This is a genomic window from Acidovorax sp. NB1 (assembly GCF_005405905.1).
Taxonomy (GTDB): domain Bacteria; phylum Pseudomonadota; class Gammaproteobacteria; order Burkholderiales; family Burkholderiaceae_C; genus Acidovorax.
Window position 1 is genome coordinate 1 of sequence record NZ_BJHU01000022.1, and the last position, 13,765, is coordinate 13,765.

12 protein-coding genes and 4 tRNA genes are annotated in these 13,765 nt (G+C 65.5%); 7 read left to right on the forward strand and 9 right to left on the reverse strand.

What is annotated here, in order from left to right; translation table 11 throughout:
• From AvAM_RS10930 to AvAM_RS10955, 6 genes are all read right to left on the reverse strand, one after another.
• On the reverse strand, positions 1-375 hold a 375-nt coding region (locus AvAM_RS10930), incomplete at its 3' end, for a GTP-binding protein (protein ID WP_171012197.1).
• Positions 376-449: 74 nt separating this feature from the next.
• Positions 450-524: transfer RNA gene (locus AvAM_RS10935), tRNA-Thr, on the reverse strand.
• A 62-nt stretch (positions 525-586) separates the two neighbouring features.
• Positions 587-660: transfer RNA gene (locus AvAM_RS10940), tRNA-Gly, on the reverse strand.
• A 75-nt stretch (positions 661-735) separates the two neighbouring features.
• Positions 736-821, reverse strand: a tRNA-Tyr gene (locus AvAM_RS10945).
• A gap of 103 nt (positions 822-924) precedes the next feature.
• A tRNA-Arg gene (locus AvAM_RS10950) sits at positions 925-1,000 on the reverse strand.
• A gap of 118 nt (positions 1,001-1,118) precedes the next feature.
• On the reverse strand, positions 1,119-1,763 hold the full coding sequence (locus AvAM_RS10955) for a TetR family transcriptional regulator (protein ID WP_137747104.1): 645 nt from the start codon (positions 1,761-1,763) through the stop codon (positions 1,119-1,121).
• A gap of 191 nt (positions 1,764-1,954) precedes the next feature.
• Here AvAM_RS10955 and AvAM_RS10960 point away from each other — a divergent pair, with 191 nt between their 5' ends.
• The 4 genes from AvAM_RS10960 (at position 1,955) to AvAM_RS10975 (ending at position 8,521) form a co-directional block, all read left to right on the forward strand.
• Positions 1,955-3,214, forward strand: a complete 1,260-nt coding sequence (locus AvAM_RS10960; protein ID WP_137747105.1) for an efflux RND transporter periplasmic adaptor subunit — start codon at positions 1,955-1,957, stop codon at positions 3,212-3,214.
• A 13-nt stretch (positions 3,215-3,227) separates the two neighbouring features.
• Positions 3,228-6,383 carry an efflux RND transporter permease subunit gene (locus AvAM_RS10965; RefSeq protein WP_137747106.1) on the forward strand — a complete coding sequence of 1,052 codons (3,156 nt, stop codon included), beginning with the start codon at positions 3,228-3,230 and terminating at the stop codon, positions 6,381-6,383.
• A complete protein-coding gene (locus AvAM_RS10970; protein ID WP_137747107.1) occupies positions 6,376-7,806 on the forward strand; it encodes an efflux transporter outer membrane subunit in 1,431 nt (476 codons plus the stop codon). The genes AvAM_RS10965 and AvAM_RS10970 overlap by 8 nt, the downstream gene beginning before the upstream one ends.
• Before the next feature lie 160 nt (positions 7,807-7,966).
• On the forward strand, positions 7,967-8,521 hold the full coding sequence (locus AvAM_RS10975; RefSeq protein ID WP_137747108.1) for a cytochrome c5 family protein: 555 nt from the start codon (positions 7,967-7,969) through the stop codon (positions 8,519-8,521).
• Between the two features lie 214 nt (positions 8,522-8,735).
• Here the strand turns inward: AvAM_RS10975 and AvAM_RS10980 are convergent, their stop codons facing one another.
• From AvAM_RS10980 to AvAM_RS10990, 3 genes are all read right to left on the reverse strand, one after another.
• A complete protein-coding gene (locus AvAM_RS10980; RefSeq protein WP_137747109.1) occupies positions 8,736-9,287 on the reverse strand; it encodes a DUF2946 family protein in 552 nt (183 codons plus the stop codon).
• Entirely contained in the window at positions 9,280-10,293 is a 1,014-nt protein-coding gene (locus AvAM_RS10985) for a YheT family hydrolase (protein ID WP_137747110.1), read from the reverse strand. Before AvAM_RS10985 ends, AvAM_RS10980 begins: the two co-directional genes overlap by 8 nt.
• Positions 10,294-10,361: 68 nt before the next feature.
• On the reverse strand, positions 10,362-10,811 hold the full coding sequence (locus AvAM_RS10990; RefSeq protein WP_137747111.1) for a nuclear transport factor 2 family protein: 450 nt from the start codon (positions 10,809-10,811) through the stop codon (positions 10,362-10,364).
• 279 nt (positions 10,812-11,090) lie between these two features.
• Between AvAM_RS10990 and AvAM_RS10995 the strand changes: the two genes are divergently transcribed.
• Genes AvAM_RS10995 through AvAM_RS11005 form a run of 3 tightly spaced genes read left to right on the forward strand, consistent with a single transcriptional unit; the run spans position 11,091 to position 13,231 of the window.
• Positions 11,091-11,705 (forward strand): LemA family protein, encoded by a 615-nt coding sequence (locus AvAM_RS10995; protein ID WP_375708152.1) that lies wholly within the window; start codon positions 11,091-11,093, stop codon positions 11,703-11,705.
• A gap of 45 nt (positions 11,706-11,750) precedes the next feature.
• The gene (locus AvAM_RS11000; protein WP_137747113.1) at positions 11,751-12,686 is read left to right on the forward strand and encodes a YgcG family protein; all 936 of its coding nucleotides are present in this window, start codon (positions 11,751-11,753) and stop codon (positions 12,684-12,686) included.
• Entirely contained in the window at positions 12,686-13,231 is a 546-nt protein-coding gene (locus tag AvAM_RS11005) for a TPM domain-containing protein (RefSeq protein WP_137747114.1), read from the forward strand. The genes AvAM_RS11000 and AvAM_RS11005 overlap by 1 nt, the downstream gene beginning before the upstream one ends.
• Positions 13,232-13,765: the final 534 nt, after the last annotated feature.

The following is a 13,765-nucleotide window of genomic DNA, read 5'->3' on the forward strand; positions in this document are numbered from 1 at the left end:
TTGGCGGGCCAACAGGATGTGCTCACGGGTCTGGGGCATGGGGCCGTCAGCGGCCGAGCACACCAGGATAGCGCCGTCCATCTGGGCAGCGCCGGTGATCATGTTCTTCACATAGTCGGCGTGACCGGGGCAGTCCACGTGGGCGTAGTGGCGGTTGGCCGTTTCGTATTCCACGTGAGCGGTGTTGATGGTGATACCGCGGGCCTTTTCTTCGGGCGCTGCGTCGATCTGGTCGTAAGCCTTGGCTTCACCGCCGAACTTGGCAGACAGCACGGTAGCGATGGCTGCCGTCAGGGTCGTCTTGCCGTGGTCCACGTGGCCGATCGTGCCCACGTTGACGTGGGGCTTGGTACGCTCGAATTTTCCTTTTGCCATTTTTCCGACTCCGAAAAAAATCTATATCAACACAACAGGATCTCGGCGCAACCAGATCCGGACGCACCTGAAAGTGGTGCCCATGGCGGGAATCGGACCCGCGACCTCTCCCTTACCAAGGGAGTGCTCTACCACTGAGCCACATGGGCAACTTGATGCCGCTTGCGCGACCTCAAAATTTTCATCTCGACAAACCAGAACAAACAAGCAGTGGAGCGGGAGACGGGAATCGAACCCGCGTCATTAGCTTGGAAGGCTAGGGTTCTACCATTGAACTACTCCCGCATCGGCATCAACCTTTGCGCGCCCAACCCCACTTTGCAGCAGAACCAAGCATTACTCTCAACACTACTCACTCACTGGTGGAGGGGACTGGATTCGAACCAGTGTAGGCGTAAGCCAACAGATTTACAGTCTGCCCCCTTTAGCCACTCGGGCACCCCTCCGGAGAATTTCGAATTATAGCACCAATTTTTTGCAGTCCGGGCAAATTCCATCAATTTGCAGATCAACCCCACAAACAACAGGAGGCAGGACTGCAAACGTCACTGGTGCGGCTGGCGGGGATCGAACCCACGACCCTTGGCTTCGGAGGCCAATACTCTATCCACTGAGCTACAGCCGCTGAACTGAACTGGTACAGCCCTGGATTATCGCACGCGACCGCACCTCGCGAAAGCAATCCCCAGAGATGCAACACCACAGAAGCCACCACCACCTTCAACCCTACTCGCGCGCCAACCTCACGCAGCACCCCCTGCAGCCCGCGGCAAAGCCAGCCCCAAACCCAACAAGAATGCATCGGTCCCTACCCGCCCGACCTTCTCAAGGTCAAACGCACCCCCACCAAGGATCCAGTTGCGAATCAATCCGTCAAACAAGGCATGCAAACCCACCGCAGCCTCCACAGAGGTCATGGGCAAGGCAATTCCCTGCGCCTGGGCGGCCAGCTCAAAGTCACTCGCCAATTGGCTGGTAAAGCCCTCCGAGGCCGCAATGTGCCGGTCACGGACACCGACAAGCTCTCCCACATATTCCACTTTGTAGAGCGCAATCTCGAACACCCGACGGGTCCGCGCATCCGAGGCCACGCCATGTAGCACCAGCGCCAACACCGCGCGCAACCGCTCCACCGGATCAGGACAAGTGCTCCCCTCCAACGCACCGAAACCCTGCTCGAGCGGCAGCGTCACCCGGTCCATCATGGCACTGAAGAGATCCAGTTTGTCTTTGAAGTGCCAATAGATCGCCCCCCTGGTGGCACCCGCCGCCTGAGCTATGTCACTCAACGACGCCCGGGCCACCCCCTTGTCGAAAAAAACCTGCTCGGCCGCATCAATCAGGCTGCTGCGCGTAGCAATCGCATCTTCCTTGGTCCGACGCGCCATATTTGTATGCCTCCTCGTTCGGGCTCCCACCCACCAGCGGCACCACCTCGACATCCGCTCATCACAATTATACATTCATGTTTGTATGTATAATTGCGCACTTGTTTTGTCGGACTCTTGCTTTGGGTCGCCTTTGGCGGGCACCCCATCCCCGACAACCCCATTTCTTGACGCCAATCAGAAGGACTCTCATGCCCAAACTGCGTGACCCATCCGTCATCCCCCTCTTTCGCAATGCATCCAGCCGCAAAACGCTCACTCTCGTGGCGGCCGTTGCCGCTGCCGCACTGTTGGTCGCATGTGGCAAAACCGATGGCAAGGCCGCCGCAGGCGGGCCCCAGATGCCTCCCGTCGAAGTAGGCGTGGTCACGGCAACCCCCGGAGACATCGGGCTTTTGACCGAGCTGCCCGGCCGCGTCGAGGCCTCGCGTGTGGCACAGGTCCGTGCGCGTGCTGCAGGCATCCTGCAACAGCGCCTGTTCAAGGAAGGCAGCGACGTGAAGGTCGGCCAGCCTTTGTTCCGCATTGACCCTGCCCCTTATGCGGCTGCGGCAGAGAGCGCCCGCGCCAGCCTCGCCAAGACCCAGGCCAACCTCGCCCAGGCCAGCGCCCTGGTTGAACGCTATCGCCCACTGGTCACGGCTAACGCGATCAGCAAACAGGATTTTGTGAATGCCGAGGCTGCAGAAAAGCAGGCGCAGGCCGATGTGGCGGCTGCCAAAGCCGTGGTGCGCACGGCCGACATCAACCTGGGCTATGCCAGCGTGACCTCGCCCATTGCGGGCCGCATCGGGCGGGCCCTGGTGACAGAGGGTGCCCTGGTCGGGCAAGGCGAAGCCACCGCGCTGGCTGTGGTGCAGCAGATCGACCCGGTCTACGTGAACTTCACCCAATCAGCCAGCGACGTCTTCCAGCTGCGCCGCGCCATGGAAAGCGGTCAGTTCAAACGCGCAGGCAGTGCGGAAACCGCCAGCGTCAAGCTGGTCCTGGGAGATGGATCGGAGTACCCCCAGGCTGGCAAGCTGCTGTTCACCGACCTTTCGGTGGACTCCACCACCGGCCAGGTCACGCTGCGCGCCGAGGTGCCCAACCCCAAGGGCGAACTGCTGCCCGGCCTGTACCTGCGCGTACGCATCGAGCAAGCCCAGGCCAGCAACGCTATCACCCTGCCCCAGCAAGCAGTCACCCGCACCCAGCAAGGCGACACGGTCAGTGTGGTGGGTGAAGACGGCAAGGTGTCGCCGCGCACGGTCAAGATCAGCGCCGCGCAAAACAACCGCTGGGTTGTGCTCGACGGACTCAAGGCCGGGGAAAAAGTGATGGTTGACGGGTTCCAGAAGCTGCAGATGCTGCCGCCGGGCACCCCCGTCAAGCCCGTACCATGGCAGGCGCCTGGTGCAGCTCCCGCACCAGCCCCCACCTCTGCGCCGGCCTCCGCCGCCAAGCCATAAGGGGCACCCCAGCATGGCCAAGTTTTTTATCGACCGCCCCATCTTTGCATGGGTGATCGCACTGTTCATCATGGTGATGGGCGGTGTGGCGATCACGCAGCTGCCCATCGCCCAGTACCCCCCGGTGGCCCCACCCGCCATCGTCATCAACGCCGCCTACCCCGGTGCCTCGGCGCAGACGCTGGAGGACAGCGTGCTGTCCGTCATCGAGCGCGAAATGAACGGCTCGCCCGGCCTGATCTACATGGAGTCGGTCGCGCAAGCCGATGGGTCGGGCAGCATCACCCTGAGCTTCCAGCCCGGCACCAACGCCGACCTGGCGCAGGTGGATGTGCAAAACCGCCTGTCGCGTGCCAGCCCTCGCCTGCCTTCGGCGGTGACCCAGCAAGGCGTGCGCGTGGACAAGTCGCGCTCCAACTTCCTGCTGTTCACCATGCTGTCGTCGTCCAACCCGGCGACTGACACGGTGGCCCTGGGCGACTACGCATCGCGCAACATCGTGCCCGAGCTGCAGCGGCTGCAGGGCATTGGCCAGGCACAGCTGTTTGGTACCGAACGCGCCATGCGCATCTGGATCGACCCGGCCAAGATGATGAGCTTCAACCTCTCGGCCGCCGAGATCACCGCCGCCATCCGCGCCCAGAACGCACAGGTGGCCAGCGGCACGATTGGCGACCTGCCCAACGTCGCGGGCCAGGGGATTGCCGCCACCGTGGTGGTCAACGGCCAGCTCAGCAGCGTGGAGCAGTTCGGCAACATCGTGCTGCGCGCCAATACCGATGGCTCCACCGTGCGCATCAAGGATGTGGCACGCGTCGAACTGGGCGGCCAGGCCTATGCCACCGCCGCACGCCTGAACGGCAAGCCCGCCGTGGGCATTGGTGTCCAGCTGTCGCCCAGCGGCAATGCCCTGGAAGCCGCCAAGGCCGTGCGCGCCAAGATGGATGAACTCTCGCGCTACTTCCCCGAAGGCATGGGCTGGAGCATTCCCTACGACAGCTCGCGCTTTGTGGACATCTCCATCAAGCAGGTCGCCCAGACCCTGTTCGAGGCTGTGGCCCTGGTGTTTCTGGTGATGTTCCTGTTCCTGCAGAACTGGCGCTACACCATCATCCCCACCATCGTGGTGCCCATTGCCCTGCTGGGCACGTTCGCCACGCTGCTGGCGCTGGGGTTCTCGATCAACGTGCTGACCATGTTCGGCATGGTGCTGGTGATCGGCATCGTGGTGGACGACGCCATCGTGGTGGTGGAAAACGTCGAGCGCATCATGAGCGAGGAAGGCCTGTCTCCGCTGGAGGCTACGCGCAAGGCCATGCGCCAGATCTCGGGCGCCATCATTGGCGTGACCGTGGTGCTGATCTCGGTGTTTGTGCCCCTGGCGTTTTTTGCGGGCTCCACCGGCAACATCTACCGCCAGTTCTCGGCAGTGATGGTCGCCTCGATCGGCTTCTCGGCCTTCATGGCGCTGTCGCTCACACCCGCGCTGTGTGCCACGCTGCTCAAGCCGGTAGAGGCGGGTCACCACCACGAAAAAACAGGCTTCTTCGGCTGGTTCAACCGGGGCTTTTCGCGCACCGCCAAGGGCTATGAAGGGTTCGTGGCCCGCATGCTCAAGCGTGCCGCGCGCTACCTGGTCATCTACGCCGCTATCGTGGGCGCCGTGGCCGTGGTCTACATGCGCCTGCCCACGTCGTTCCTACCGAGCGAAGACCAGGGCAACATCATCGTCAACGTGCAGCTGCCTCCCGGTGCCACGCAAGAGCGCACGCTGGCCGTGATGGAGCAGGTCGAAGGCTTCATCCTCAAGCAACCCGAAGTGCAAAGCATGGTCGGCGTGCTGGGCTTCAGCTTCTCGGGCCAGGGCCAGAATGCCGCGCTGGCGTTCGTGACCCTCAAGGACTGGAGCGAGCGCCACGGCCCCGGCCAATCGGCGCAAGACGTGGCCAACCGCGCCTTTGGTGGGCTGATGGGCATCCGCGATGCGTTCATCTTCCCATTGAGCCCGCCACCCATCCCCGAACTGGGCAATGCCAGCGGATTCACCTTCCGCCTGCAGGACCGGGGCGGCGCAGGCCACGAGGCCCTGGTGCAGGCCCGCAATCAGTTGCTGGGCATGGCCTCGCAAAGTAAGGTGCTCACGCAGGTACGCCCGGACGGCCTGGAAGACGCGCCGCAGCTGCAGATCGACATCGACCGCGACAAGGCCAACGCCCTGGGCGTGCCGTTTGATGCGATCAACTCGGCGCTGTCCACTGCGCTGGGCTCCAGCTACGTGAACGACTTCCCCAACCAGGGCCGCCTGCAGCGCGTGGTGGTGCAGGCCGATGCGCCGGCACGCATGCAGCCGGACGATCTGCTCAAGATCAATGCCGCCAACAGCCAGGGCAAGCCCGTACCACTGTCGGCATTTGCCACCACCCGCTGGGTGAACGGCGCGCAGCAGACGGTGCGCTACAACGGCTATCCGGCCATGCGCATCTCGGGCGCACCCGCCCCCGGCTTCAGCACCGGTGCCGCCATGGCCGAGATGGAAAAACTCGCCAAGCAGCTGCCCGCAGGCTTCGGCTTTGAGTGGACCGGCCAGTCGCGCGAAGAAAAGCTCGCTGGCGCCCAGTCTCTGATCCTCTACAGCTTCGCCATCCTGGCCGTGTTCCTGTGCCTGGCAGCGCTGTACGAGAGCTGGTCCATCCCGCTGGCGGTGATCCTGGTCGTGCCCCTCGGTGTGCTGGGTGTGCTGCTGGCCACGCTGATGCGGGGCTATGCCAACGACGTGTACTTCCAGGTGGGCCTGATCACCATCATTGGCCTGTCAGCGAAGAACGCCATCCTGATCATCGAATTTGCCAAGGACCTGCAAGCCCAGGGCAAGGGCGTGATCGAGTCGGCGCTGGCGGCCGCCCACCTGCGGTTCCGCCCCATCGTCATGACGTCCATGGCCTTCGGGCTGGGCGTGCTGCCGCTGGCCATCGCCTCGGGCGCTGGCTCAGCCAGCCAGCGCGCCATCGGCACCGGCGTGCTGGGCGGCATGGTCACTGGCACCGCGTTGGCTGTGTTTTTTGTGCCCGTGTTCTTTGTGGTGGTGCGCGGCCTGTTCAAGGGCAGCGCACGCCAAGCAGAGATGAATCGCCGCCATGCAGAAGAAGCAGGAGTTGGAACCCATGATTGATCCCCGCAGCACCCCCCTCGCACTGACGGCGGCAGCGGCTGCGCTGCTGCTCGCGGGCTGCTCGTTCATCCCCACCTATGAACGCCCCGCAGCCCCCGTGCCAGCGACCTATGCAGCCGCATCCTCTGCGACGGGCGCGACCCAGGCCACGGCCGACACAGCCCCCTGGCAAGACTACTTTGCCGATCCCCGACTGCGGCAATTGATCGAGACCGCGCTCGCCAACAACCGCGACCTGCGCGTGGCCATGCTCAACGTCGAACAGGCGCGTGCCACCTACCAGGTGCGCCGCGCCGACCAGTACCCGGGTGTGGGCCTGGCCGCCAACGCCAGCCGCGCGCCCGCCTCGGGCAGTGGCAACCTCACAAACTCGTTCAGCGTCGGGCTGGCAGTGTCGGCCTGGGAGATCGACTTCTTCGGCCGCCTCGCAAGCCTCAAGGAACAGGCCCTGGCCCAGTACCTTGCCACCGAGGAAGGCCGCAACGCCGCCCAGGTGAGCCTGGTGGCGGCGGTGGCCAACGGCTGGCTGGCGCTGCTGGCCGACGAAGAACTGCTGGACCTGTCCCGCCAGACACTCGCCTCGCGCGAGGAATCGGTGCGGCTGACCAAGATGCGGCTGGATGCCGGTGTGGCCTCGGAATTGGACTTCCGCCAGGCCGAGTCCCTCACTCAGGCAGCCCGCGCCACGCTGGCGCAGCAGCAGCGCCAACGCGCACTCGACGAAAACGCCCTGGCCTTGCTGCTGGGCCAGGCCCTGCCCGGCGAGGTCAGCGCCAGCCTGGCCGGCAGCCGGCTGGTCAATGCACCCGCCATGGCCCCGCTGCCCGCAGGCTTGCCATCGGAGCTGCTCATCCGCAGGCCCGACATCCGCCAGGCCGAACAGCAGCTGATCGGCGCCAACGCCAACATTGGTGCCGCGCGCGCCGCGTTTTTCCCGCGCATCTCGCTGACAGCGCAGGCGGGCACGGCCAGCGGCGAGCTGTCGGGGCTGTTCAAGAACGGCTCCTGGGGCTTCACCATTGCGCCGTCGCTGCTGTTGCCCATCTTTGATGCGGGCCGCAACCAGGCCAACCTGGAGAGCGCACAGGCCAGCCGCAGCATTGCTGTCGCGCAGTATGAAAAAGCCATCCAGACCGCATTCCGAGAGGTCTCGGACGCCCTCGCGGGGCAGGCGACGCTGGGCGAACAGTCACTGGCCCAGCAGCGGCAGGCCGAAGCCGAGAGTGCGCGCCTGCAACTGGCCGACCTGCGCTATCGCAACGGCGTGGCCAGCTACCTGGACCTGCTGGACGCCCAGCGCTCCCTGTTCACGGCCCAGCAGGCCGTGGTGCAGGTGCGGCTGGCGCAGCTGCAGAACCAAGTGGCGCTCTACAAGGCCCTGGGCGGCGGCGCCCCGGCACCCGCGCAGGTCAGCAGCTCCTGATGCGCAACCCCACGCCCGCAGACTGCCCGTGCCGTGTGTTACGGGTTGTGTGCGGACGACACCGGCCCACCCGGGCCGGGGCGGGAGCCGAAGTTCCCCGGGGGCGTAGATATAATTTAAGGTTGATTTCATCAAAGCCCCCCGATAACCAGAGGACGTCATGAGCGACAACCACCACGAAGAAGCGCACACCGGCCCCATCAAGACTCCCAAGCAGTTGCTGCTGGCGAGTTTTTTCTCGTTCGTGATCCCGATCTTTGCCATCATCGGCTTGGTCATTTACGTGACGTCCGCCGACAAGCCTGCCGCTGGCGCCGTCAACCCCGAGAAGGCCATCGCCGAGCGCATCCAGAAGGTGGGCATGGTCGAAGTGCGTGACGCCAACCGCCCCCTCAAGAGCGGTGAAGACGTGTTCAAGGCGCAATGCACGGCCTGCCACACCTCGGGTGCCGCAGGTGCCCCCAAGATGGGTGATGCCGCAGCCTGGTCGGCACGCATCAAGACCGGCTTCGAAGCCCTGGTGCAGTCCGCTCTGAAGGGCAAGGGCGCGATGGCTCCCCAAGGCGGTGGCGACTTCAACGATACCGAAATCGCCCGCGCTGTGGCCTACATGGCCAACGCCAGCGGCGGCAAGTTCGACGAGCCCGCAGCCCCCGCTGCAGCGGCAGGTGGCGAAGCCGCCGCTGCGGCAGCAGCCCCCGCCGCTTCGCGCTAAGCAGCAGTCCTGACCCTGCCCCGCCATCTGGCGGCGCGGGTCCCGGCGCTGGGTGGCGCTTCTGTGTCCACCCAGCCACCTGCAGCCCATGGGGTGGCCAAGCCATTGGCAGGAAAACTAACCGTGCCGGGGCTGGCCCCCACCCCCATAAAAAAACCGACGCATGCGTCGGTTTTTTTATGGCCGCAATACACGGCCCTGCTCAACTACGCTCCTACCGGGCCCCGCCCTCGCACGACCGCGCAACCCACCCAGCCTGCGGGCTGGCCATGTAGCCAAACCGGGTCGGCAGGTCGCTGGCCAGCACCTCCTGCAGCGGCCAGCGGCCAGACTCCACGGCCTCGGCCGCCAGGGGCACATCCATGGTGTGCACCAGGCCGACGCCGATGTCGGTGGCCAGGTACAGCCGCCCCTGCTCGTCTACCAGCGCTTCCCGCACTTCCGCCGCCTGGCATGTGTGGGCCTGCAGCGACAGGTCGGGCTGGATGCGCCAGATCCAGGGCGTGGCCTCCAGCTCTACATACACCCGCTGGGGGCCGTTCTGAAAGAACCATTGCCCCTGGGCATCGGCCTCGTAGTTGCGGGCGATGAAAGCAATGAGCTTGTCGTGCTCCAGCAACTGCCCCTTGCTCTGCGCAAAGGGCCCCGCCGCCTGCGTGGCATCGTCGCGCAAGTACCAGCGGCCCCGCGCGTCCAGCCCCAGCCAGCCATAGCAGTCCGGCACGTTGGGCCATTTGGCCAGGGCCTGTTTGACGATGTCATCCATGGGCCGATTGTCCTCCCTGGGTGCCCCCTGCCCCGGCCTGCTCCGCCAGCCAGCCGCCCACGGCCTCGGGCATGGCGCGCACATGGCCGGGTGGGCGCCCGCGCGGGAAGCCGACATGCCCGCCGTGCGCCGGTTGCCAGAGCGTGACGCACCGGCCCACCTCGTGCACCCCGGGCAGGCTCGCCGCAGGCACAAACGGGTCGTTGCGGGCGTTGACCACCAGCGCGGGAATGCGGATCTGGTGCAGCAAGGGCTTGGCCGAGGCGCGCAGCCAGTAGTCCTCGGTGTTGCGGTAGCCGTGCACCGGGGCGGTGAACACGTTGTCGAAGGCGTACAGGTCCCGCGCGGCCAGCAGCGCCTGGCGGTCGAACAGCCCCGGGTGCTGCGCCAGCTTCTGCAGCGCCTTGGGCACCAGGGTGCGCATGAACATGCGGGTGTAGACCTGCCGGTTGAAGCCGCGCCCAATCGCGTGCCCACCCGCTGCCAGGTCGATGGGCGAGCACACGGCGGCCACGGCGTCGGCGCTGCGCGCGGCGTCAGTGCCCACTTCGGCAGCCCAGCGCAGCAGCGCATTGCCGCCCAGCGACACCCCGGCCGCCATCAGCGGCCCGGTGTGGGCGGCGCGCAGCCGCTGCAGCATCCAGCCGATCTCGGCATGGTCGCCCGAGTGGTAGGCACGGGGCGCACGGTTGATCTCGCCGCTGCAGCCTCGGAAGTGGGGCAGCGCGCAGGCCCAGCCGCGCTGGCGCGCCAGGTCGGCAAAGGCCTCGCTGTAATGGCTGCGCGAGGAGCCCTCCAGGCCGTGAAACACCACCAGCAGGGGCCGCTGCACGGTGGTGGCGATGCCGTCGTGCAGAAAATCCACGTCCACAAAATCGCCGTCCGGTGTGTCCCAGCGCTCACGGCGGTACTCAGGGCGGGGGCCCAGCGCCCGGCGGGAATACAACGCGGGCCAGATCGTTTGGAGCTGCCCACCGGGCAGCCATCGAGGTGCTACATATTTCATAGCTATCAGGGCAATACCATCGCGCGCAAAAGCGCTAAAAAGCTCATATTCTTGCGGTCATGCAGGTGTCAGTGCAGCACCGGCCGCTGGGCCGCCACCACCTGCGCATCGGGCGCCGTGCCCGGGCTCGCATGGTGGGCCACCATGCGCCAGCCTTCGGGGGTCTTGTGATAGACATTGGTGGCCAGCACCACGGCCTGGTGCAGGCCATCGGGCAGCATCACTTCCACCTGTTCGGCCACGCTGTGCACCGCACTCGACAGCGCCACCACCCGGTGCACCTGCACCGGCCGCGCGCGCACCGTGCCGTTCGCAAACATGGACTCGAAAGCCGCACGGATGGCCCCCGCCCCCAGCAGGCGCGGCCCGCCAGGGTGCACGCAGACGATGTCGTCCTCGTCTGCCCAGCAAGACATCAGCAGGTCGATGTCACCGCGCTGCAGGGCTTCGTAGAACGCTGATTCGGTTTCATCCGACGAGCCACCGAGGGTGGCAGCTTTGGAGCGGGCGCGGGGCATGGTCGTTCAGGGTGGTGGTGGGGATGAATCGGCGGGCGGCGCCACAGCGGCACAACTGGCAAGGCAGCTATTGTGCGTTCAGCCCGCCACCGGCTGGCCGCGCATGCGGCGATGGCCGAGGGCTTTGGTGGGCCTCGGTCTTGGAATCGGTTCACGATCTCCCGGGGCCGCTCGGTGGCCTTGCCGGGCAGTCTGCTGCGTTGCGGCACCAGACTCCCCGTGCCGCCGGGTTTCTGGCACATTCGCCCCATTCTCCTTTTTTGGCAGGCACCCATGATGATGAAGATGCGACGTTTCCTTGCCCTTGGCACCCTGCTGCTGGCCACATTGGCCCTGGGCGGCTGCGGCTACAACGACTTCCAGCGCCTGGACGAACAGACCAAGGCCGCCTGGAGCGAGGTGCTCAACCAGTACCAGCGGCGCGCCGACCTGGTGCCCAACATCGTCGCCACCGTGAAGGGCGAGGCAGATTTCGAGCAGGAGACCCTGACCCGCGTGGTCGAGGCCCGCACCAAGGCCACGGCGGTCCAGGTCACGCCCGAGACCCTGAACAACCCCGAGGCCTTCAACAAGTTCCAGCAGGCGCAGGGCGAGCTGTCGGGTGCGCTGTCGCGCCTCATGGCGGTGTCCGAGCGCTACCCCACCCTGCAGGCCAACCAGGGCTTTCGCGACCTGCGCGTGACGCTGGAGGGCACGGAAAACCGCATCACCGTGGCCCGCAACCGCTACATCCAGACCGTGCAGGACTACAACGTGCTCGCGCGCAGCTTCCCCACCAACCTCACGGCCATGGCGTTCAGCTACGCCCCCAAGCCCAGCTTCAGCGTGGCCAACGAGGCGCAGATCAGCACGCCCCCCACCGTGGACTTTGGCGCCTCCAAAGCCAAGCCCTGACGCACCCGGCCGCGCCCCTGTTCTCTGCAGAAATCTGAAGAAAATATGCTTCTTGCGCGCATTGGACGGGCGTTGATAGCTATATTATTTATAGCAATCACACCTTTGAGCGCGTGGGCCCAGGGTGCGCTGCAAGCCATCCCGCCGCTCACCGGCCACGTCATCGACCAGACGGGCAGCCTGAGCGCGGCCGACACCCAGGCGCTGGAATCACAGCTGGTCACGCTGGAGCAGACCCGGGGCGCACAGGTGGTGGTGCTGATGGTGGCCAGCACAGCGCCCGAGGACATTGCCGCCTATGCCAACCGCGTGGGCAATCACTGGAAAATTGGCCGCCGGGGTGTAGGTGATGGCGTGCTGGTGCTGGTGGCAAAAAACGACCGCAAGATGCGCATCGAGGTGGCCAAGGCGCTGGAAGGGGCCATCCCCGACATCGCGGCCGCCCGCATCATCGACAGCGCGATGAAGCCCCGCTTTCAGCAGAACGACTATGCAGGTGGCCTGGCCGCCGCAGCCACCCAGATCGCCGCACGCATCGCCACCGAAGGCCTGCCACAGCCCGAGGCAGAGCCTGTTTCCACCCAAGACATTCAGCACCATGGCCTGTTCGACTGGACCGATTTCGCCATCTTCCTGTTCTTCGGCGTGATGGTGGCCGGGCCCCTGGCCCGCAGCATCTTTGGCAGCGCGCTGGGCGGGTTGCTGGTGGGCGGTGGGGTGGGCGTGCTGGCCTTTGTGTTCACCGCCAGCCTGCTGCTGTCCGTGGGCGCGGGGGTGATTGCGCTGCTCTACACCTGGATTTTCGGGGGCCGCAGCGCACCCATCGCGTTGGGGCCCGGCAGCAGCCATTCTGGAAGCTGGGGATCGGGGGGCAGTGGCAGCAGCGGCGGCTACAGCAGCAGCAGCGGCAGCGGCAGCGGGGGATTCAGCTCCGGTGGTGGCGGCGATTTTGGCGGCGGTGGCGCCTCGGGAGACTGGTGATGGGCAGCAAAGGCGCAACGACTTTTCACCCGCTGCAGGCCCTGCGACGCCTGCTGCGGCACCGCTGGACAGAAGCCGCCTCCCGCCGCGCCCTCTCGGCCCCCGTCTTGCAGCGCGTGGAGGCGCGGGTCCATGCCAGCGAACAGCACCACACAGGGCAGATCCGTGTCGTGGCCGAGGCCAGCCTGCCCTGGAGCTACCTGCGCCGCCAGGCCAGCCCCCGCGAACGCGCCATCATGCTCTTCAGCAAGTACCGCGTGTGGGACACCGAACACAACAACGGCGTGCTGATTTACCTGCTGATGCCCGAACATGCGATCGAGATCGTGGCCGATCGGGGCTTGGCACGGCTGGTTCCGCCCCAGGAGTGGCAAGCGCTGGTGCAACAGATGTCCAGCCGTTTCCGGGATTTGCGCTACGAAGAAGGCCTGATCGAGGCCATTGATGCCGTCTCGCTACATTTGACCCGGCATTTCCCGCGCACAGGCAGCGCCCCGCAGGCCAACGAGCTTCCGGACGCGCCCGTGGGGCCATCCCGGCGCTGAAAGTCGGGGAGCCCAGGCCCGGGCTCGTACGGCCCTCGGCGCCAGAACCTCTTGCCTCACCAGCCAGCATTCCGCCCCGACTGGCTTGTGGTGTCCCGCCTGGCCGCACCGCACCAAGGCTGCTCCGATCCATCGGTACCTCAGAGCAGGCCAGTGTGGCTGTGCAGCGAACACAGGCTATTGTCGGGATGCAGAAGCCCCATACACCGCAGCCTCGCACCGCCCCCGCGCCAGGCGGCGTTCTGAAAATGTGCCCGGGTTTCTTCCTAGGTCGGAGCCAGCGACCTCTAAGTGGGCAATGAATCCTCTCTGGCCCTCTGCGCCAAACTCCATATTGTTTCCAATACTGGAACAGTTAGTTCGCGACCCGGTGGTTTTTCCCTGAACACCATCGGCGTACAGTTCAACCCATCGATGAGCCGAACCCGCAAGGCGACTCACCGAACCCGGTTCAGGAATGGTTTTTTGGCCCGGCTTTTTTGAGACGCTTTTTAACTTCAAGGATTTTCATCATGAACAACACCGCACGTTTCC

What these genes read in the sequence shown, in the direction of transcription:
- AvAM_RS10955 (WP_137747104.1), bottom strand. Translation starts at nt 1,763, where the DNA reads ATGGCGCGTCGGACCAAGGAAGATGCGATTGCTACGCGCAGCAGCCTG.
- AvAM_RS10960 (WP_137747105.1), top strand. Translation starts at nt 1,955, where the DNA reads ATGCCCAAACTGCGTGACCCATCCGTCATCCCCCTCTTTCGCAATGCA.
- AvAM_RS10965 (WP_137747106.1), top strand. Translation starts at nt 3,228, where the DNA reads ATGGCCAAGTTTTTTATCGACCGCCCCATCTTTGCATGGGTGATCGCA.
- AvAM_RS10970 (WP_137747107.1), top strand. Translation starts at nt 6,376, where the DNA reads ATGATTGATCCCCGCAGCACCCCCCTCGCACTGACGGCGGCAGCGGCT.
- AvAM_RS10975 (WP_137747108.1), top strand. Translation starts at nt 7,967, where the DNA reads ATGAGCGACAACCACCACGAAGAAGCGCACACCGGCCCCATCAAGACT.
- AvAM_RS10980 (WP_137747109.1), bottom strand. Translation starts at nt 9,287, where the DNA reads ATGGATGACATCGTCAAACAGGCCCTGGCCAAATGGCCCAACGTGCCG.
- AvAM_RS10985 (WP_137747110.1), bottom strand. Translation starts at nt 10,293, where the DNA reads ATGAAATATGTAGCACCTCGATGGCTGCCCGGTGGGCAGCTCCAAACG.
- AvAM_RS10990 (WP_137747111.1), bottom strand. Translation starts at nt 10,811, where the DNA reads ATGCCCCGCGCCCGCTCCAAAGCTGCCACCCTCGGTGGCTCGTCGGAT.
- AvAM_RS10995 (WP_375708152.1), top strand. Translation starts at nt 11,091, where the DNA reads ATGAAGATGCGACGTTTCCTTGCCCTTGGCACCCTGCTGCTGGCCACA.
- AvAM_RS11000 (WP_137747113.1), top strand. Translation starts at nt 11,751, where the DNA reads ATGCTTCTTGCGCGCATTGGACGGGCGTTGATAGCTATATTATTTATA.
- AvAM_RS11005 (WP_137747114.1), top strand. Translation starts at nt 12,686, where the DNA reads ATGGGCAGCAAAGGCGCAACGACTTTTCACCCGCTGCAGGCCCTGCGA.